This is a genomic window from Streptomyces sp. PA03-3a (assembly GCF_033792735.1).
GTDB lineage: Bacteria > Actinomycetota > Actinomycetes > Streptomycetales > Streptomycetaceae > Actinacidiphila.
In genome coordinates this window covers 16550-36798 of record NZ_JARAVM010000038.1, presented here as the reverse complement: position 1 = coordinate 36798, position 20249 = coordinate 16550, and the positions used below count along the sequence as shown (strand labels likewise).

Here is a 20249-nt window from a genome sequence, read left to right as displayed (position 1 = left end):
GGAGGGTGGCGTCAGCTCGCCCGGTAGGCGGTCCAGGAGCTCTTCATACGGCTCACCTGGCCCGCGGTGAACTGGTACATGCAGGAGTCGTAGGTGTAGTCCATGAAGTTGTGGATCGGGTCCGCGCCACTGGCCGTGCAGGTGTCGCGGCCGGTCGGGCAGGCGCTGGCGGCGGTCTTCTCGGCGGGCGTGTCGGAGACGTAGTCGCCGTTTGCGCCGCAGCCGCCCTGGAAGGTGTGGTAGAGGCCCATCCAGTGGCCGACCTCGTGGGTGGCGGTGTCGCCCTGGTTGTAGTTGGTGGCGGAACCGCCCGGCACGGACGCGTCGAGGATCACGACGCCGTCGTCCTTGGGGTCGCCGGCGTACCAGCTCGGGAAGGTGGCCCAGCCGAGCAGGTCCTCCTGGAGGTTGGCCGAGTAGATGTTGAGCGCGCTCACCCCGCCCTTGCGGAGGCCGGTCTTCATCGCGGTCTCGGCCGAGGAGCCCTCGGTCAGGTTGTACCAGGCGGCCTTGTCGGTGTAGTCGGTCGCGACCAGCGAGAACCGGAAGCCGGAGTCGACGTTGCCGGTGCCCTGGCCCGCGTAGGCGGCGTTGAGCACAGCTATCTGGCCGGAGATGGCGGAGGCGCTGAGCTTGCCGGTGCTGCCGCTGTGGATGACGTGCCAGTAGACCGGGATGGTCGTCGTCGCGGCGGCGGCGACCCGGGAGCCCTTGCCCTCGGCCTTGATCCTGGCGACGCGCTTCTCGAGGTCCGCGTCCATCGCCTTGGCGGTGGCGTCGCTGACGGCGTTGGGCTCGTGGGCCGTGGAGCCCTTCATCTTGCGGGCCGCGGCGTCGCCGCTGTCCGCGCACTGCTCGGCGGGGGTTCTCGCGTGAGCTGAGGCGCTGCTCACGGTCGCCGTGGCGCCGGTGAGGGGAAGCAGGGCCAGGGTTCCGGTCACGGCGGCGAGACCGACGAGACGGCGGGAACGGGGGGTGCGTGACATGGGGGGGCACTCCTCGTGGGACGTACGGGAGGAATTTCCTCCTCGCCGCCCGGAGGTTATGTGTCCATGCCAGAACCGGTGCAGCCCTCTTCCGGCCCATTGGCGGACAGAGGGTAATCCCTAGACAACGAAGGTCCCTTGAGGGTCCGCGCCGGCCGGCGTGACGTCCCCGGAGCGCGGGGCGGGCGGTGTGTCCGGATTCGGACCCGGGGGCTCCCCGCCGCCCGCCCCGCGACGGCCGGTCCGCGCACGAGGCGGGGACCGGCCGGAAATCGACGTTCGGGCGGCTCAGCGTACCGGCGCGTGGACCCGCTCGACCTTCTGCGTGCCCGACAGGGTGCGGTACGAACGCTCCCAGGTGGAGGAGGCGTTCGGGTCGGTCCGGTCGGAGAGCGCGTAGTAGTCCATCTGCGCCCGCTCACCGGTGATGTCCAGCACGCCGTAGCCGTGGGAGTCCATGTCCAGCCACTTCACATGGCGGTTGGCGGCCTTCACGGCGGCCTCGGCCACCGTGGAGAGCGTGCCCGGGGCCACCTTGAGGATGTCGTCCAGGTTGTCGGAGGTGACCGAGGTGACCACGAACTCGGTCGCGGCCGAGGCCGAGAGCGGATAGGTCGCCGCCTTCACCGGGACGTCGTTCGCCCACGCCATGTGGATGTCGCCGGTCAGGAAGACCGTGTTGCGGATGCCGTTGTCCCGCAGGTGGGCCAGGATCTCGCGGCGGTCGTCGGTGTAGCCGTCCCACTGGTCGACGTTGACCGCCAGGCCCTCGGCGGGCAGGCCGAGCAGCTCCGCCAGCGGCGCCAGGAGGTGGCCCGGCAGCGCGCCGAAGGCGACCGGCGAGATCATCACCGAGTTGCCGATCAGGCGCCAGGTGGTGTCCGAGGCCTTCAGGCCGGCCTTCAGCCAGTCCAGCTGGGCCCGGCCGGTGATCGTCCGGTCCGGGTCGTCCACCGAACCGCTGCCGATCGAGGCCTGCTGGGAGCGGAAGGAGCGCAGGTCGAGCAGGGACAGGTCGGCGAGCCTGCCGAAGCGCAGCCGCCGGTAGGTGGTGCCGGCGATCGAGGGACGCACCGGCATCCACTCGAAGTAGGCCTGCTTGGCCGCCGCCACCCGGGCCGTCCAGGCGCCCTCCGCGCCCTCGGTGTGGTTCTCGGCGCCGCCGGACCAGGCGTCGTTGGCGAACTCGTGGTCGTCCCAGATCGCCACCACCGGGGCGGCGGCGTGCAGCGCCTGCAGGTCGGCGTCGGTCTTGTAGCGGCCGTGCCGGATGCGGTAGTCGGCCGCCGTGACGATCTCGTGGGCGGGCGCGTGCGGACGGACGACGGTGCCGCGGGCGGCGTAGCCCCCGGTGGCGTACTCGTAGAGGTAGTCGCCCAGGTGCAGCCAGGCGTCCAGGTCGCCGCGGGCGGCCAGGTGCCGGTACGAGGAGAAGTACCCGGCCTCCCAGTTGGCGCAGGAGACCACGCCGAAGCGCAGCCGGTCGGCGGTGGCGTTCTCGGCGGGCGCGGTACGGGTGCGGCCGGCCGGCGAGGTCACGCCGCCGGCGGTGAAGCGGAACCAGTAGTCCGTGGCGGGCTGCAGGCCGCGCACGTCGGCCTTGACGGTGTGGTCGGAGGCGGCCGTCGCGGTGGCCGTACCGGTCGCCACGACGGAGGTGAACGCCCGGTCCCGGGCGACGGTCCAGCCCACCTCGGCCGCCGGGCCGAGCCCGGAGCCCGGGACGGCCTCGGGGACGGGGGTCACCCGCGTCCACAGCAGCACACCGTCGGGCAGCGGGTCCCCGGAGGCCACGCCGTGCAGGAAGGCGGGCTCCGCGGCGGCGGATGCGGGGCCGGCGCCGGCCGTCAGCGGCATCAGCGCGGCGCCGGTCACAACGGCGCCGGCCTTGACGACCGAACGGCGGCTGGGTGTTCTCGATGAGGTCTGTGAGGGTGCAGAGGTCTCGGTCACGGCCGGTCAGATTACGCGTCAGTAACCCCTTTCCGGGACCCCGTGCGCAAGAGTTCGGAAGGACTTCGCCCCCCGGCCCCCGGCACGACGCCGGGGACCGGAGGGCGAAGCGGCCCGCGGGCTGGTGCTATCCCTTGCCGATGATCTGGTCGACGGCGGCCGTGTACTGCTCGGGGGTCATCGCCTGCACGCTCTCGAGGGGCTTGTCGTCGAGCTTCACGGTCGGCGTCGCGTTGATGCCGTCCGCGCTGAACTGCTTGTCCATGGTCAGCGCCCACTTGTCGTAGGTGCCGTTGCGGACCGCGTTCTCGAAGGTCTTGTTGCCCTTGAGCGCGTCGACCTTCTGCGCCAGTTCGATCAGCTTGTCGGCGCTGCCGAAGTCGTCCTTGGTCTCCTCGGGGTGGACGTCCTTGGAGTACAGCAGCGTGTGGTAGTCGACGAACGCCTCCTTGCTGACGTTCAGGGCGGCGCCCAGCGCGCTCAGCGCCTTCTTCGAGCCCTGGCCCTGGCCGAGGCTGTTGTCGAGGAAGGCCCCCATGGTGTAGGAGATCTTGTACTTGCCGTCCTTGGCGTCCTTCTGGACGGTCTCGCCCGAGGTCTGCTCGAACTGCGCGCACACCGGGCAGCGCAGGTCCTCGTACACCTTCAGCGTGTGCTTGGCGTTCTCGTCGCCGATGACGATCGACGTACCGTCCTTGCCCGAGGAGTTGGCCGGCTTGACCAGCGGCTTGTCCGCGGCCTTCTCCCAGTAGGTGGGCGCGTTCATCTTGACGACGGCCACGGCTATGCCGGCACCGAGCGCCAGCACGCCCAGGACGCTGCCGCCGACGACGAGCTGCCGCCGCAGCTTGTCCCGCTTCGCCTGCCGCTCGCGTTCGACGCGCAGCCGCTCACGGGCGGCGGTCTTGGCGGCCTGGCTGTTTCGCTTGCTCATGGTGGTGTGATCTCCGACTCGTACGTACGTGGGTGAGGGGTGGGGCGCCGTGCTCAGCGGAAGCCGAGGCGGGCGGGCGGCCCTCGCCGTACGACGGAGTGCAGGAGCAGGGGCAGCGCCGGGGCGGCGGCCGCGGGCCCGGCAGCGCCGGGACGGGTCGTACCGCGCGGCCCGGGCGTCCGGAGGACGGCCACCGCGACGAGCAGCGGCCTGAAGGCCGCGCGCAGCAGGCGGTGCAGGGCGTCCTCGCCGGCCCGCAGCCACCCGGCGGCGACCAGGCCGACGCAGACGTGCGCCAGGAGCAGCAGCCACGGCGAGGTGCCGGTGCCGGACACCCCCGGCGCGCCGGCGAGTGAGCCGCCGACGTCGCCGTGGCAGACCAGCGCCTCGTTGAGCGAGCGCCACGAACCGGTGACGGGACCGCCGCCCGGGCCGTAACAGGTGTTCTGACCGGCGGTGAACAGCGTGTCGACGGCCAGTTCCAGCGGGACGAGCAGGCCGGCGATCGGCCAGTAGCCGCGCTCGCGGCGGCCGAGCGCGTACGCGACCGCGAAGACGCCCGCGAAGGCCCCCGCCGTGGTCGTCATCGGCAGGGGCTCCCGCGAGAGCATGATGTGGGCGGTCGCGGACAGCGTCACGCACAGCGCGGCGAAGCATCCCGCGCGCAGTGCCCTCAGCCGGGGTCCGGTCCCTTCCATGGCGCAGAGTGTGTCATGCCGGTGTGTAAGCAGTGCCTAAACCCCGCAACAAGGTGCCGGGGGCAGGGCCCCCGATCAGAGCCCCGGGATGCGGCCGTTGCGGAACAGGTCCACGAAGATCTGGTGGTCGGCGCGGGCCCGGGCCCCGTAGGAGTGGGCGAACTCCACCAGCGATTCGGCGAAGCCCTCCTCGTCTCGCGCTATGGCCGCGTCGATGGCGTCCTCCGTGGAGAACGGCACCAGGGAGTGCCCGCTCTCGTCGTCCGCCGCCGCGTGCATGCCGGCGGTGGCCCGGCCGAGGTCCGCGACGACGGCCTCGATCTGCTCCGGGTCGTCGATGTCCGACCAGTCCAGGTCCACCGCGTACGGCGACACCTCCGCGACCAGCTGGCCGACGCCGTCCAGTTCGGTCCAGCCCAGGTACGGGTCGGCGTGCGCCTGCAGCGCGCGCTGCGAGATCACGGTGCGGTGGCCCTCGTGGCGGAAGTAGTCGCGCACCGCCGGGTCGGTGATGTGCCGGGAGACCGCCGGGGTCTGCCCCTGTTTCATGTAGATGACGACGTCGTTCTCCAGGGCGTCGGTGTGGCCCTCGAGGAGGATGTTGTACGAGGGCAGGCCCGCGCTGCCGATGCCCACGCCGCGACGGCCCACCACGTCCTTGACCCGGTGGCTCTCCGGGTTGATCCGGCTGGTCTCCGGCAGCGTGTCCAGGTACGCCTCGAAGGCCCGCAGCACCTTCTCGCGGGTGCCGCCGTCCAGGTCCACCGCGCCGCCGCCCTCGGCGAAGCGGCGGTCCCAGGCGCGGATCTCCGTCATCGAGTCCAGCAGTGCCACCCGGGTCTGCGAGCGGGCGTGGCGGAGCGCGTCCAGCAGCGGGCCCTCGGCGGAGTCCAGCGCCAGGGAGGCGACGGCCTCGCCCTGGGCGAGGGCCCGGATGCGCTCGCGGTAGGCGGTGGCGTAGCTGCGCACCAGACCGGAGATCACGTCGTCGGCCAGCGCCTTGCTGTAGCCGATCAGCGCAATGGAGGCGGCGAAGCGCTGCAGGTCCCAGGTGAACGGGCCGACGTAGGCCTCGTCGAAGTCGTTGACGTTGAAGATCAGGCGGCCGTTGGCGTCCAGGTACGTGCCGAAGTTCTCGGCGTGCAGGTCGCCGTGGATCCACACCCGGGACGTGCGCTCGTCCAGGTACGGGCCGCTGTCCTTGGCGTCGGCGAGGTCGGCGTAGTAAAGGCACGCGGTGCCCCGGTAGAAGGCGAAGGCCGACGCCGCCATCTTGCGGAACTTGACCCGGAACGCGGCCGGATCGGCCGCCAGCAGCTCCCCGAACGCGGTGCCGAAGACCTCGAGGATCCGCTCGCCGCGCTCTTCGTCCGTCGTCATGCCTGTGGCCATCGGTGCAGTGCCTCCTGGGCTGGTCCGTGTCTGCCGGGTCAACGCAGGAGCGTACGCTCGCGTGCCCGGCGACGAACCCGGCGGGACGTAATTCGCGTCACCGTCGACCGGCTTCCGACCGGGCACTTCCGGTCACGGTCGAGCGTTCTGGCTTGCGATGAACACCACCAGGGGGCGGGACACCGCGCGTCGCGGCCGGCGGCGCACCATATTCGGACTGCTGCTGATCGGCGGCCTCGTGCTGGCCGCCATTGCGTGGCCCACGCTCTCCGCGCAGGTCCGCGCGGCCAACTGGCCGAAGGAGCAGCCACGCGGGCCTCAGCACATCACCGCACGCATGGAGGCCGTCCGCGACGCCGTCGTCAAGGAGTTCGGCCCCCGCGGCCTGGAGGGCGCCCCCGGCTGCTACCGCGAGGAAGGCGGCATCGCCGGCGGCGGCGAACACCCCCTCGGCCGCGCCTGCGACTTCATGCTGATGCCCGCGGGCGAGAAGGCCACGGGCAAACCCGACGCACTGGGCGAGGCGATCGTGGCCTGGGTACGGGAGCATGCGGACGAATACGGCATCTGGTACGTCATCTACGAGCAGCACATATGGTCCAGCCGGCTCCCGCAGCAGGGGTGGAAGCTGATGGAGGACCGCGGGTCCATCACCCAGAACCACTTCGACCATGTGCACATATCGGTCTACTGAGCGGCTGTCTGGCTGAGCTGCAGCTTCGTGACGAAACGGCCCGCTGACCAGGTTGTCGCTGTCAGTGGTCGTCAACGCCGCGCCGGCGTCGCGGTTGCGCTCGTCCCCCGGAACTACGACGACCCACCATGGCCGGGCCTGGAGCCTGCCGGCGTACGCGTCCTGGAGGGGGCACGCCGTGCGAGATGAAGAGACCGAGTACGGGAGCACGGAGGGCGCGCTCGCAACAGAGGCCGCTCTGCTGCTCCGCGACTGGAAGTACCTCGTGGCAGCGATCGAGGAGGGATACGGGTGGAGTGCGCCCGAACTGGACCATGACGCCTGGTGCCGACGATCCCTGGCACACCTGTGGCCGAACCCGCCCGAGGCGTTGCAACGGAGACTGCGGCCGGTCCTCGACGGTCTGGACGTAAGGTTCCGCGCAGCGACAGTTCCCTGGCCCGCCACCCATGCCGCGCTTGAGGGCGAGTGGTGGACTCGGCGCATCCCACGGCTTCTGGAGCCCGAGGGCAGGGTGGTGTATCGGAACGGATGGCCAGTTGGTTGGGACATGCTGCCCTTCCCCCGACCGGATTCCGTGAGCGTGATCTGACGTGCGCAAGAACGCTGCCGCCCCCATGACGGTCGGTGATCGGACTGCGCTGAACTTCGTGAATCGAGAACGGCTTTGGACTGGAGCCGGGCTCAGGGGGTGGGGCGGAAACATGTACGCGGAGAGACGCGAGTACCGGAAGCCCGAGTTGTGACGCCGCGGCGACCGGCATCATCGGTAGTGCGGCCGGAGGCTCACGGTTCTCCCGGTACCGACCTCCGCGGACGCATGGCCCGCCGGCCGGCGGTGACGACCGCGTACGCCCGCTCGATCTCGGCCAGGTACTGCTCCAGGCGGAAGCGCACCTCCTCGACGGCAGTGCCGTCGTCGCCGGGGTACAGCAGGCCCGACCAGATGACCGTCCCGCCCCGAAGCCGTAGCCGGATGCTCAGCCTGACCGGCCCCGGCCCGGGCTGCCCCTCGGCTGCCACCTCGACCTCACGCGGCATGTGTTCCGGATAGAGCGGCCCGCCCGGTCGAAGCAGTCGCCGCGGATCGAGGCCGGCCATCCGGCTGTCGCTGCGCGCGACCACGTCGAGACCGTCGACGAAGAGATACGTGTGAACGGCAACGCACAGCGGCCGCCCCGGACATGAACCGATGAGCAGCGAGCTCACCGCGCCATCGCCTCGCCCGCCGGACCCGGCGGCCCGCACCTCGCGCGGCGACCTACGCGGCATCCGCCTGATGTGACGTCATACGCCGATCGTAGCGGCCCCGCCGGACCAGCGGCCGGCGACCACGTCCCACCCGTGAGGACGTCCGGGTCACGTCCCCCGGCCGGGCCTCGCACGGACGTGCATGCGTTCGCCCTGGCTGCCGAAGAGGCTGAGGATCTCGACGGATCGGTCGTCGGCGCTGCCGAACCAGTGGGGCAGCCGGGTGTCGAACTCGGCGGCCTCGCCGACGCCGAGGACGACCTCGCGGTCGCCCAGCAGGAGGCGGAGGCGTCCGGAGAGCACGTACAGCCACTCGTAGCCCTCGTGTACGCGGAGGTCGGGCTCACACGGGGCGGCCGCCGGGATGACGACCTTCCACGCCTGCGGGGAGCCCGGTTGCCGGGTCAGGGGCAGCACGGTACGGCCGTTCACGCGGCGGGGCCTGAGGCGGACCCGGGGGTCGCCGACCTCGGGGGCGCCGACGAGTTCGTCCAGCGGTACGCGGTGGGCCTGGGCGATCGGGAGGAGGAGTTCGAGGCTGGGGCGGCGCCGGCCGGTCTCCAGGCGGGACAGCGTGCTCGTGGAGATGCCCGTGGCCTCGGACAGCGCGGCCAGCGTGACGCCCCGCTGCGTGCGCAGGCGCTTGAGACGCGGGCCGACCTCGGCCAGGGCCGCGGCGATCGAGGTCAGGTCTTCCATGCGCCCATTGCACCCCGGCGGTCCCCGGAACGGCAACAGGCGCCGTCGCGTTCGGCCGCCGGCACGGCGCCGGGCCGCGATCCGCTATGTTGAACGCGTTCAAACGGTGTTCGCCACGGGGGAAGGGGCGGTCATGGGGGCTGAGGCGGGGCGGCCGCATACACGGCCGGATGCGCGGCCGGATGCGCGGCCGGGCATCGGCCGCCGGCAGTGGGCGCTGGCGGTGGGGGCGCCGGCTGCGGCGGTGCCCGGGCTGCTCCACGGGCTGGACAGCCACCACGGCGGCTTCTTCGTACTGACCGTCGTCCCGTTGGCGCTGCCGCCGCTCCTGGGGCGGTTCCCCAAGGTCTTCGCCCAGGCCTGCGTCGTCATCGCACTCGCGCTGGTCTCCTGGTCCGTCATCGGCGCGGTGATCACGATGTACGTGTTCCTGCCCTCGGCCGCGCTCCTGCTGCTCGCCGCGGCGCCGGGACCCGCGGGCCGCCTTGGCTCAGGGGCGTATCCAGCAGTAGAGGCGCCGCCCGTCCGCCGACGCACGGCCGGCCAGCCCGGCGAGCTCCTTGAGGAACAGCCCGAGGACGTCGGGGCCGTGGACGCCGTGGAGGCCTCCGGAGCTGCGGGACCACCCCATGGCGACGTCGTCGAGCAGATCCGCGTCGAAGGCGGCGAGCGCGTCGCGGAAGCTGTCGGTGAGCGAGACCGCGACGACCCTGCCCTCACCGGCAACCCCCACCAGGGCGCCGCGGCGCGGGTCGGAGCGTACGTCCTCGGGGGCGCGGCCGGTGATGAGGACCTCCGCGGGGAGCAGCTCCACGACCGGGTCGATGCCCTGGGTCACGTGCTGGTCGCGGCCTCCGGACTCCGCCCGGCGGAACTCGCGGACCACGGCGCGGGCGGCGTCCTTGTCGTCGGCGGCCGAGTAGTACCCGTAGAGAACACCCATGTCCCGGATGATCTCAGCGGCCACTGACAACGGCCCCCGCCCACAGGGCCGTTAGGCGCCCTTCCCGGTCTCCCCGGTCTCCCCCGCCTCCGCCGCCAGATCCGCGAGGAAGTCCAGGGCGACCGCCCAGGCCTGCTCGGCCGCCTCCGCGTCGTAGTCGTCGAGGCCGGGGTCGGTGAAGAGGTGGCCGGCGCCGCGGTAGCGGTGGATCTCCACGTCGGCGCCCGCCTTGCGCATGCGCAGGTACCAGGCGTTCAGCCAGTCGTCGGGCTCGAAGGGGTCGGGCTCGGCGACGTGCAGCTGGACGGGGAGCTCGGTGGCCGCGTCGTCGGCGATGTCGGAGGTGCCGTGCAGCAGCAGGAGGCCGCGGGCCCTCTCGTCGGCGAGGGCGAGGTTCTGCGCGATGGAACCGCCCAGCGAGAACCCGGCGTAGACCAGGCCTCGGTCGGAGAGCGGTCCGGAGACGGTGACGGCGCGCATCAGCAGTTCGTCGCGGCCGATCTCGTCCTTGATGGCCATGCCCTCCTCGACGGTGTCCGCGGTGCGGCCCTCGTAGAGGTCGGGCACGTGCACCTCGTGGCCGGCCGCCCGCAGCCGGTCCGCGGCGGCGTGCACGGCGGGACGGAGTCCGTAGGCCGAGTGGAACAGCACAATGGTCATGCCGGAGCTCACAATTTCACTTCCCATGATCGGCGCACGGTCGGGTACGGGCTCCATCATGCCCGTTACCGTCGAAGACATGGATTCCGTCATACGACCGCTCGGCGTGGTGGGCGGCTCTCTCGTCGTCACGCTCGCCGTGGGCTGGGCCGTGGACCACGCGCTGCGCCGGGCGGACGCCCGGCACCCGGAGACCCCGCTGTGGAACCTGCTGCGGCGCGCGCGGCTGCCGCTCCAGCTGGTGATCTGCGGTTCGCTGCTGCGCGGCTCGTACGAACAGGCGCACCTGGCCCGCGGCCACACCCGCGGGATCGGGCAGGTGCTGACGCTGGTGCTGATAGGGGCCTGCGCCTGGCTGATCGTCAGGGTCGCGGCCGCCGTCGTCGAGGCGTCCTACTCGCGGTACGCCTCCGCCGCCCAGGACGCGGCGCGGGTACGGCGGGTGCGAACCCAGGTGACGCTGATCCAGCGGGTCGTCACCGCGGTCGTCGGCGTGGTCGCGGTCGCGGCCATGCTGCTGACCTTCCCCGCGATGCGCGGCTTCGGCGCCTCCATGCTGGCCTCCGCGGGGGTGATCGGCATCGTGGCGGGCATCGCCGCCCAGTCGACGCTGGGCAACCTCTTCGCGGGGCTGCAGATCGCCTTCGGGGACATGGTCCGGATCGGCGACGCGGTGGTCGTGGAGGGCGAGTGGGGGACGGTGGAGGAGATCACCCTCACCTATCTCGTGGTGCGCACCTGGGACGAGCGGCGGATCACCATGCCGGTCTCGTACTTCACCAGCAAGCCCTTCGAGAACTGGTCCCGCGGCAACGCCCGGATGACCGGCACCGTCTACTTCCATCTGGACCACGCCACACCCGTCGACCTGATGCGCGAGCATCTGCACAACGTCCTCAAGGGGTGCGAGCAGTGGGACGGCCGGGCCTGGGGCCTGGTGGTGACGGACAGCACGCCGTCGACGATCGAGGTGCGGGCCCTGGCCACGGCGAAGGACGCGGACGACATCTGGACGGTGCGCTGCGTGGTGCGGGAGCACATGATCGACTGGCTCCGCCGCGAGCACCCGTACGCCCTGCCGCGCATCAACACCGCCACCGCCCCCGGCCTGGCCGAGGCCCCGGACCGGAGGCAGGCCACTCCCGGGGCCGAGGACATCGGTCCCGGTCCCGGGGCCAGGTAGGGGCCGGGCGGCAGCGCTAGCGGGACACACGCAGGCTGCGCACGTCGAGCTGGCGCAGCACCCGGTCGACGATCTCGGGGTCGTAGCCGGGCTCGCTGCGCGCGGCGAGGACCTCGTGCCGGGCGGCGGAGAGCATGTCGCGCTGGACGCGCTCGACCGTCCTGATGCGCCGCACCCGGGCGGTGTGCCGGTCGCGCTTCTCGTCGTCGACGATGTCGGGGCAGATACGGGCCCCGACGTCGAAGGCGCGGCGGTGCAGGAGTTCGGAGACCTCCTCGGAGAACTCCTCGGTGGCCTCGACCTCCTTCAGCCGCTGCTTGGCGGCGGCCATGGCGCGCAGCGCGAGCAACATCTCCATGTCGTGCTCCACCTGGGTGTCGCTGCTCACCCCGAGCCGTTTGACGACCTGCGGAAGGGTGAGCCCCTGCAGCACCAGGGTGGTGAGGACGACGGAGAAGGCGATGAAGAGGATCTCGTCCCGCGCCGGGAAGGGCGCGCCGCTCTCCGTGGTGTGCGGGATGGCCAGCGCCAGGGCGACGGACGCCACGCCGCGCATGCCGGCCCACCACATGACGACGGTCTCGCGCCACGACATGGGAATGTCCTCGTCCAGGTCCCGCCGTTTGTGCAGCCGTCTCGTCACCGCCGCGGCCGGCATCAGATAGGCCAGCCGTACGAGGACGACCGCGCCGACGACCAACGCCGCGTGGCTCAGCATGGTGCCCCAGCGGCCGGCGCCGACACCGAAGACGTTGTGCAGCTCCAGGCCGATGAGGCCGAAGGCGACGCCGGTGACGAGCGTGTCGACGACCTCCCAGAAGGTGGCGCCGACCAGTCGGCCGGTCACGTCGTCGGCGTCGCGGGCGTGTTCGGCGAGGAAGAGCGCGGTGGTGAGCACGGCGAGGACGCCGGAGCCGTGCGCCTCGTCGGCGATCGCGTACGAGGCGAACGGGACGAGCAGCGAGAGCCCGATCTGCAGGGTGGGGTCGCCGACGACCCCCATCAGTTTGGAGGCGGTCCAGCCCAGCACGATGCCGACGGCGACCGCGACGACCGCCGACAGCAGCAGTTCGCCGAGCGCCTCCGGCCACGAGAAGGAACCCGTCACTGCCGCGGCCACGGCCACGTTGTAGACGACGATCGCGGTGACGTCGTTGAAGAGGCCCTCGCCCTCCAGGGTCGACACCATGCGGCGCGGCAGTCCCAGCCGCCCGGCGACGGCGGTCGCGGCCACCGGGTCGGGCGGGGCGACCAGTGCGCCGAGCGCGATGGCGGCGGCCAGCGAGATACCGGGGACGACGGCGTCGGCGATGGCGCCGACCGCCGCGGTGGTGATCAGCACCAGGGCGACGGCCAGCAGGAAGATGGCCTTCTTGTTGGCGGCGAACTGCCGCCAGGACGTGCGCTGTACGGAGGCGTAGAGCAGCGGCGGCAGCACGAGCGGCAGGATGAGCCCGGGGTTGATCTGGACGTTCGGCACGAACGGCAGAAGGGCCAGCACGACCCCGAGCAGTGTCATCAGAACGGGCGACGGCAGCCCCATCCGGTCGCCCAGCGGCACCATCACGATGGCCGCGAGCATCAGGGCGAAGAACAGCGCGAGTTGATCCACGCCCCTAGCGTGGCACGTCCGCCGCCCCGGCCCCGGTCAGAGCACGCGCCTCATCGAGAGGTGCGGAATGCCCGCTTCCTCGTACTCCGCGCCGAAGGAGGTGTAGCCGAGGCGCTCGTAGAAGCCGACGGCGTGGGTCTGGGCGTGCAGTTCGACGGCGGACAGACCGTGCCGCCGGGCCTCGTCCTCGATGGCGCGCACCAGCGCCACGCCGATGCCCAGCCCGCGGGAGGCGCCGGTCACGGCGAGCCGGCCGAGGATGCCGGTGCCGTCCTCGCCGAGCAGCAGCCGGCCCGCGCCGAGTGCGCCGTGGGGGCCGGTCGCCAGGACGTGCACGGCGGAGGCGTCGTGGGCGTCGTACTCGAGATCGGCGGGGACCTGCTGCTCGACGACGAAGACCTCGTGCCGGACCGCGTAGTACGCCTTCAGGTCGTCCGGGTCTGCGGCGACCCGGACCTCGTAGTCCTCAGGCACTGTCGTCCCGCACGGTGTCGAGGGCGTGCTGCAGGTCGTCCGGGTAGGTGCTCTCGAACTCCACCCAGCGCCCGTCCTCGGGGTGGGAGAAGCCCAGGCGCACGGCGTGCAGCCACTGGCGGGTGAGTTTCAGCCGCTTGGCGAGGGTGGGGTCGGCGCCGTAGGTCAGGTCGCCGACGCAGGGGTGGCGGTGGGCGGCCATGTGGACCCGGATCTGGTGGGTGCGGCCGGTCTCCAGCTTGATGTCGAGCAGGGAGGCCGCGCGGAACGCCTCGACGAGGTCGTAGTGCGTGACGCTGGGCTTGCCCTCCGCGGTCACGGCCCACTTGTAGTCGTGCTGGGGGTGGCGGCCGATCGGGGCGTCGATGGTGCCGCTGAGCGGGTCGGGGTGACCCTGGACCAGCGCGTGGTAGCGCTTGTCGACGGTGCGCTCCCGGAACTGCTGCTTGAGGTCGCTGTAGGCGATCTCCGACTTGGCGACGGCCATCAGGCCTGAGGTGCCGACGTCGAGCCGGTGGACGATGCCCTGGCGCTCGGCGGCCCCGGAGGTGGAGATCCGGTAGCCGGCGGCGGCCAGCCCGCCGATGACCGTGGTGCCGGTCCAGCCGGGGCTGGGGTGGGCGGCCACGCCCACGGGCTTGTCGATCACGACCACGTGGTCGTCGTCGTACACGATGCGCATGCCGGGCACCGGCTCGGCGACGATCTCCACCGGGCGCGGCGGTGCGGGCATCTCGACCTCGAGCCAGGCACCGCCCGAGACCCGGTCGGACTTGCCGGCCGCGCTGCCGTCGATCGTCACCTTCCCGGCGGCGGCCAGCTCGGCCGCCTTGGTCCGCGAGAAACCGAACATACGGGCGATGGCGGCGTCGACGCGCTCGCCCTCGAGGCCATCGGGGACGGGGAGGGATCGAACTTCGGCAGGCATACTCACCTGATCGAGTATGCCGGATCCGCGAGGCACCCCTCGCCGCCGTGCTCCCGGCTCAGTCCTTGTGCACGGTTCCGTCCGGGTCGAGACCGCGGAAGGACAGCAGGACGATCAGGATGCCGCCGCAGACGATCGCCGAGTCGGCCAGGTTGAACACCGCGAAGTGGGTCGGCGCGATGAAGTCGACCACGTGGCCCTGCAGGAAGCCCGGCGCGCGGAAGATCCGGTCGGTGAGGTTGCCGAAGGCGCCCCCGAGCAGCAGCCCCAGCGCGATCGCCCACGGCACGCTGTGCAGCTTGCGGGCGATCCTGGCGATCACCACGACCACCGTGACGGCGATCACCGTGAAGACGATGGTCATGCCCTGGCCGAAGCCGAAGGCCGCGCCGGCGTTGCGCACCGCCTCGAAGCGCAGGTAGCTGCCGATCACCTCGATGGGCTCGTGTCCCTCGAGGCTGGTCACCACCCAGATCTTCGTGAGGAGGTCGAGGACGTACGCGAGCGCCGCGACGCTCAGGAGCACGGCGATGCGCCGCGGCCCCTTGCCGGTGACCTCGCCCGTACCGCCGGTCGGCTCCTCGGCCGTGTCCGCCGCGGTCTCCTGTGCCTTCGCCATGTGAGTCCTTCAGCCCTGATCTGCGCCAGTCCGGATCCTGACGCAGACGAGGTTACGGCACATACGTCCGAACAGCGGGGCTGCGAGGGTTCGGGCCCCGCGATTCCCCGTTTCCGCGCCCGGTGCCCCGCGGCCGGCGACCGGCGGTCAGTGGCGTTCCTGGCGCTGCTTGCAGTCCACGCAGAGCGTCGCACGGGGGAAGGCCTGCATCCTCGCCTTGCCGATCGGCTTGCCGCAGGACTCGCAGAGCCCGTACGTGCCGGAGTCCAGCCGCTCCAGCGCGTGCCCGGTCTGCGCGAGCATCTCGCGGGCGTTGGCGGTCAGGGCCATCTCGTGCTCGCGCGTGATGTTCTTGGTGCCGGTGTCGGCCTGGTCGTCACCGGCACCGTCGCCCGAGTCGCGCAGCAGCCCGGTGATGGCGTCCTCCGAGGTGGTGATCTCGGACCGCAGCCGGTCCATCTCGGCCAGCAGCTCGGTGCGCGCCGCCTCCACCTCCGCCTCGGACCACGGCTCCTCGTCCGGCCGTACGGCCAGGTCGCCCGCGGCGACGGCACCCGCCGCCTCGGCGATGCGGGCCGTGGGGACCGCGGAGGCGGACGCCCCTGCCGCGGCCGTACCGGCCGCCGTCTTCTTCGCTGCCACCTTTTTGGCTCCCGTCTTCGTGGCCTTCGCGGTCTTCGTGGTCTTCGTGGTCTTCGCGGGTGCGGCCGCAGCGGCCGTACCGGCGCTCCTGGCGGTCTTGGTGGTGCCGGTGGTGCCGGTGGTCCTGGCGGTGGCGGTCTTGGCCGTCTTCGCGGCCTTCTTCGCCGGCGCGGCCTTCTTGGCCGCGGCCGGCGCCTTCGCGGGCTTCTCCGCCGCCGTCACCGCCTTCTTGGCGGGCGGCGCGGTCCTGCTCGCCGTACGTCCCGTGGTCTTGCGTGTGGACGCCGCCTTCGTCGTCTCCTCCGCCACGGCCGCCTTCTTTCCTGCGGCCTTGGCCGCGGTCTTCCCCGCGGCGGGCGCCGCGGCCTTCTTCGCGGCGGGTGCCGCCTTGCGTACGACAGCCTTCTTCGCGGGCGCCTTCTTCCCGGCCGCGGCCTTCCTCGCGGTGCTCCGCTTCCCCTCGGCCGTTCCCTCGCCCGCCGCGGGGGCCTTCCTGCGAGCGGGCGCGGCCGGGCGCTTGGCCGCCGCCTTCCGCGCGGCGGGCGCGGCATGCGTGCGGGCCGCGGAGGCGGCCGCCGGTGCCGTCTTCTTCGCCGTCGTCTTCTTCGTGACGGTGGTCTTCTTCCCCACCATGGCCGGGGCCCCTTCACATATTGCGATCTTGGCCGCGAATCGTGCCGGAACGATAAATCGGCTCCGGACCCGCGGCAACGGGGCACGCCGCCTGATCCGCCTGCCGTGCCGGGTCGGGAGGCAGGTCTGCATCCGTTGTGCCCAGCTCTCCGCGAGGTATTCAGGTACCAACGGGTAACAGGGTGCGGACCGGGCCATTAGGGTCACACCGGCCCCCCGCGGAAACCCGGCCGACACCGCGCCCCGCGGCCCCTTACACTGGGCGGAGCGAAAGGCGTGGAAGGGGACGAGTAGCGCCGCACGCAGCCCATAGCGACCCGGGGACGGTGGAAGCCCGGGGGTGTGCGCGACGTGAAGATCACCCCGGAGCCGCCGGAAGAAAGCCCGCGAGGGCGAGTAGAGCCGGCAGCGCGACCCCAATGAGGGGGTTGCGGAGGAGCCCCCAGGGGCCCGTCCGCGGCCAAGGAGGGTGGTACCGCGGGAGCACTCACAGCAGGCGCTCTCGTCCCTCTGACGGAATACGCACGCGAACGTGTCCGCCGGAGGCAGATCCGATGACGCAGTACCGCCAGGTCCCCGCCCAGGTCGACCTGCCCGCGCTGGAGCACGAGGTGCTCGCGTTCTGGCAGGAGAACAAGGTCTTCGCCCGCTCGCTGGAGCAGACCGAGGGCAAGCCGGAGTGGGTCTTCTACGAGGGCCCGCCGACCGCCAACGGCATGCCGGGCGCGCACCACATCGAGGCCCGCGTCTTCAAGGACGTCTTCCCGCGCTTCAAGACGATGCAGGGCCACCACGTGACCCGCAAGGCCGGCTGGGACTGCCATGGCCTTCCGGTCGAGCTCGCCGTCGAGAAGGAGCTGGGCTTCTCCGGCAAGAAGGACATCGAGGCGTACGGCATCGCCGAGTTCAACGCCATGTGCCGCGCGTCCGTCACCCGGCACACCGACGCCTTCGCCGAGCTGACCACCCGCATGGGGTACTGGGTCGACCTCGACGACGCCTACCGGACGATGGACCCGGAGTACATCGAGTCCGTCTGGTGGTCGCTCAAGCAGATCTTCGACAAGGGCCTGCTGGTCCAGGACCACCGCGTCGCGCCCTGGTGCCCGCGCTGCGGCACCGGCCTGTCCGACCACGAGCTGGCGCAGGGCTACGAGACCGTGGTCGACCCCTCGGTGTACGTGCGCTTCCCGCTCACCTCCGGCCCGCTCGCGGGCGAGGCCGCGCTCCTGGTGTGGACGACCACCCCCTGGACGCTCGTCTCCAACACCGCGGTCGCCGCCCACCCCGACGTCACCTACGTCGTCGCCACGGACGGCCGGGAGAAGCTGGTCGTCGCCGAGCCGCTGCTCGGCAAGGCGCTCGGCGAAGGCTGGGAGGCCACCGGCCAGAGCTTCACCGGCCGCGAGATGGAGCGCTGGACGTACCAGCGCCCCTTCGACCTGGTCGAGTTGGAGGGCGCGCACTTCGTCGTCAACGCCGAGTACGTCACGACCGAGGACGGCACCGGCCTGGTCCACCAGGCGCCCGCCTTCGGTGAGGACGACCTCAGGACCTGCCGCGCCTACGGGCTGCCCGTGGTCAACCCGGTGCGCCCCGACGGCACCTTCGAGGAGGACCTGGAGCTGGTCGGCGGCCAGTTCTTCAAGAAGGCCGACGAGGCCCTGGTCGACGACCTCCAGGCGCGCGGGCTGCTCTTCCGCCACCTGCCGTACGAGCACAGCTACCCGCACTGCTGGCGCTGCCACACCGCGCTGCTCTACTACGCGCAGCCGTCCTGGTACATCCGCACGACCGCGGTCAAGGACGCCCTGCTCCGCGAGAACGAGCGCACCAACTGGTACCCGGAGGCGGTCAAGCACGGCCGCTTCGGCGACTGGCTGAACAACAACATCGACTGGGCGCTGTCCCGCAACCGCTACTGGGGCACGCCGCTGCCCATCTGGCGCTGCGAGGAGGGCCACCTCACCTGCGTCGGCTCGCTGGCCGAGCTGTCGGAGCTGACCGGCGCCGACCAGACCGGCCTGGACCCGCACCGCCCCTTCATCGACGACGTCACCTTCGGGTGCCCGCAGTGCTCCGCCACGGCCGTGCGCGTGCCCGAGGTCATCGACGCCTGGTACGACTCGGGCTCCATGCCGTTCGCGCAGTGGGGCTACCCGTACCGGAACAAGGAGCTCTTCGAGGGCACCTACCCTGCGCAGTTCATCTCCGAGGCGATCGACCAGACCCGCGGCTGGTTCTACACGCTGATGGCGGTCGGCACCCTCGTCTTCGACCGGAACGCGTACGAGAACGTGGTCTGCCTGGGCCACATCCTCGCCGAGGACGGCCGGAAGATGTCCAAGCACCTGGGCAACATCCTCCAGCCCATCCCGCTGATGGACCAGCACGGCGCCGACGCGGTGCGCTGGTTCATGGCGGCCGGCGGCTCGCCCTGGGCCGCCCGCCGGGTCGGCCACGGAACGATCCAGGAGGTCGTCCGCAAGACCCTCCTGACGTACTGGAACACGGTCGCCTTCCAGGCCCTGTACGCCCGCACCTCCGGCTGGGCCCCGAGCGAGGCCGACCCGGCCCCGGCCGACCGACCGCTGCTGGACCGCTGGCTGCTGGGCGAACTGGGCACGCTGGTACGGGACGTCACCGACGCCCTGGAGTCCTACGACACCCAGCGCGCGGGCAAGCTGCTCTCGTCCTTCGTCGACGACCTGTCCAACTGGTACGTGCGCCGCTCCCGCCGCCGCTTCTGGCAGGGCGACAAGGCGGCGCTGCGCACCCTGCACGACGTCGTCGAGACGGTGACCCGGCTGATGGCGCCGCTGGTGCCGTTCATCACCGAACGCGTCTGGCAGGACCTGGTCGTCCCGGTCACCCCGGGCGCCCCCGGCTCGGTGCACCTGGCGAGCTGGCCCGCGGTGGACGAGGCGCTGGTCGACCCCGTCCTGTCCGAGCAGATGGCCCTCGTACGCCGCCTGGTGGAGCTGGGCCGCGCCACGCGTGCCGAGTCCGGGGTCAAGACCCGCCAGCCCCTCTCGCGGGCCCTGGTGGCCGCCTCGGGCTTCGAGGCGCTGGGCGAGGAACTGCGGGCGCAGATCGCCGAGGAGCTCAACGTCGCCTCCCTGGCGTCCCTGAGCGAGGTCGGCGGCTCCCTGGTCGACACCACGGCCAAGGCCAACTTCCGCGCCCTCGGCAAGCGCTTCGGCAAGGGCGTCCAGGCCGTCGCCAAGGCCGTCGCCGAGTGCGACGCGGCGGCGCTGTCCCTGGCGCTGCGCGAGGGCAACGCGTCCGTGGTCGTGGACGGCGAGCCGGTCGCCCTCTCCGCGGAGGAAGTGATCATCACGGAGACCCCGCGCGAGGGCTGGTCCGTCGCGTCCGACTCCGGCGCGACCGTGGCGCTCGACCTCGAGATCACCCCGGAGCTGCGCCGGGCGGGCCTGGCCCGCGACGTCATCCGGCTCGTCCAGGAGGCCCGCAAGAACAGCGGCCTGGACGTCGCGGACCGCATCGCGCTGCGCTGGGCCGCCGCCGACGCGGAACTGGCGGAGGCGCTCGCGGAGCACGCGCGGCTCGTCGCGGACGAGGTCCTCGCGACGGACTTCGCCTCCGGCGCCCCGGAGGAGGGGTACGGTCCCGCCTTCACGGACGAGGCACTCGGGCTCACGTTCCACCTCCGCAAGCGCTGACCCCTCCGGGGTCGTGCACCGCGCGACGGCCCCTCGCCCACGTTTCCCGTGGGCGGGGGGGCCGTCGTTGTGTGCGGGTGGACGCCCGCCGCAGGCGCAAACGGACCCGCACACAACCACCGGCCGCAAGGCGCACCCCGGACCGAAGGCGCAAGGCACTCGCTCACAACCACCCGGGGTCGGGCGCGAAAGGGCCGGGCCCCCGAGGGAAGCGATTCCCTGGGGGCCCGGCCCTGTGGTGCCGCAGTCGCAAGCGACCACGCAG

At 71.9% G+C, this 20249-nt stretch carries 17 protein-coding genes; 3 read left to right on the top strand and 14 right to left on the bottom strand.

Translation table 11 applies throughout. The features are described 5' to 3' along the window. Positions 1–11: 11 nt before the first annotated feature. The 5 genes from PV342_RS33650 to PV342_RS33630 form a co-directional block, all read right to left on the bottom strand. On the bottom strand, positions 12–986 hold the full coding sequence (locus tag PV342_RS33650) for a zinc metalloprotease (RefSeq protein ID WP_500319989.1): 975 nt from the start codon (positions 984–986) through the stop codon (positions 12–14). A gap of 288 nt (positions 987–1274) precedes the next feature. Further along, complete coding sequence (locus PV342_RS33645) at positions 1275–2843, bottom strand: alkaline phosphatase D family protein (RefSeq protein WP_500320016.1); 1569 nt, start codon at positions 2841–2843, stop codon at positions 1275–1277. 223 nt (positions 2844–3066) lie between these two features. After that, on the bottom strand, positions 3067–3873 hold the full coding sequence (locus PV342_RS33640) for a DsbA family protein (RefSeq protein WP_361005868.1): 807 nt from the start codon (positions 3871–3873) through the stop codon (positions 3067–3069). Between the two features lie 53 nt (positions 3874–3926). Beyond that, the gene (locus PV342_RS33635; RefSeq protein ID WP_391577174.1) at positions 3927–4571 is read right to left on the bottom strand and encodes a hypothetical protein; all 645 of its coding nucleotides are present in this window, start codon (positions 4569–4571) and stop codon (positions 3927–3929) included. Between the two features lie 75 nt (positions 4572–4646). Further along, positions 4647–5963, bottom strand: a complete 1317-nt coding sequence (locus tag PV342_RS33630; RefSeq protein WP_500319986.1) for a DUF2252 domain-containing protein — start codon at positions 5961–5963, stop codon at positions 4647–4649. Between the two features lie 157 nt (positions 5964–6120). Here PV342_RS33630 and PV342_RS33625 point away from each other — a divergent pair, with 157 nt between their 5' ends. After that, a complete protein-coding gene (locus PV342_RS33625; protein ID WP_386989315.1) occupies positions 6121–6657 on the top strand; it encodes a VldE C-terminal domain-containing protein in 537 nt (178 codons plus the stop codon). A gap of 786 nt (positions 6658–7443) precedes the next feature. Here PV342_RS33625 and PV342_RS33620 read toward each other — a convergent pair. From PV342_RS33620 to PV342_RS33605, 4 genes are all read right to left on the bottom strand, one after another. Further along, on the bottom strand, positions 7444–7866 hold the full coding sequence (locus tag PV342_RS33620) for a hypothetical protein (protein ID WP_500319984.1): 423 nt from the start codon (positions 7864–7866) through the stop codon (positions 7444–7446). 150 nt (positions 7867–8016) lie between these two features. Continuing rightward, positions 8017–8607, bottom strand: a complete 591-nt coding sequence (locus tag PV342_RS33615; RefSeq protein WP_018557132.1) for an XRE family transcriptional regulator — start codon at positions 8605–8607, stop codon at positions 8017–8019. Between the two features lie 490 nt (positions 8608–9097). Beyond that, complete coding sequence (locus PV342_RS33610; RefSeq protein WP_018557130.1) at positions 9098–9550, bottom strand: hypothetical protein; 453 nt, start codon at positions 9548–9550, stop codon at positions 9098–9100. 51 nt (positions 9551–9601) lie between these two features. Further along, a complete protein-coding gene (locus PV342_RS33605) occupies positions 9602–10210 on the bottom strand; it encodes a dienelactone hydrolase family protein (protein ID WP_329188415.1) in 609 nt (202 codons plus the stop codon). Positions 10211–10289: 79 nt separating this feature from the next. On the opposite strand from PV342_RS33605, the gene PV342_RS33600 reads away from it, so the two are divergent. Beyond that, positions 10290–11393: a mechanosensitive ion channel family protein gene (locus PV342_RS33600; RefSeq protein WP_400803075.1), complete on the top strand. Its 1104-nt coding sequence runs from the start codon at positions 10290–10292 to the stop codon at positions 11391–11393. A 16-nt stretch (positions 11394–11409) separates the two neighbouring features. Here the strand turns inward: PV342_RS33600 and PV342_RS33595 are convergent, their stop codons facing one another. From PV342_RS33595 to PV342_RS33575, 5 genes are all read right to left on the bottom strand, one after another. After that, complete coding sequence (locus tag PV342_RS33595) at positions 11410–13005, bottom strand: Na+/H+ antiporter (protein ID WP_361005903.1); 1596 nt, start codon at positions 13003–13005, stop codon at positions 11410–11412. A 36-nt stretch (positions 13006–13041) separates the two neighbouring features. Then, the gene (locus PV342_RS33590) at positions 13042–13479 is read right to left on the bottom strand and encodes a GNAT family N-acetyltransferase (protein ID WP_400803072.1); all 438 of its coding nucleotides are present in this window, start codon (positions 13477–13479) and stop codon (positions 13042–13044) included. Beyond that, positions 13472–14407 carry an RluA family pseudouridine synthase gene (locus tag PV342_RS33585; RefSeq protein WP_202470412.1) on the bottom strand — a complete coding sequence of 312 codons (936 nt, stop codon included), beginning with the start codon at positions 14405–14407 and terminating at the stop codon, positions 13472–13474. Before PV342_RS33585 ends, PV342_RS33590 begins: the two co-directional genes overlap by 8 nt. Before the next feature lie 58 nt (positions 14408–14465). Next, positions 14466–15026: a signal peptidase II gene (gene lspA, locus PV342_RS33580; RefSeq protein ID WP_018557124.1), complete on the bottom strand. Its 561-nt coding sequence runs from the start codon at positions 15024–15026 to the stop codon at positions 14466–14468. A gap of 147 nt (positions 15027–15173) precedes the next feature. Then, complete coding sequence (locus tag PV342_RS33575; RefSeq protein WP_400803070.1) at positions 15174–16301, bottom strand: TraR/DksA family transcriptional regulator; 1128 nt, start codon at positions 16299–16301, stop codon at positions 15174–15176. 554 nt (positions 16302–16855) lie between these two features. On the opposite strand from PV342_RS33575, the gene ileS reads away from it, so the two are divergent. Beyond that, positions 16856–19984 carry an isoleucine--tRNA ligase gene (gene ileS, locus PV342_RS33570; protein WP_400803067.1) on the top strand — a complete coding sequence of 1043 codons (3129 nt, stop codon included), beginning with the start codon at positions 16856–16858 and terminating at the stop codon, positions 19982–19984. The last annotated feature ends 265 nt before the right edge of the window (positions 19985–20249 follow it).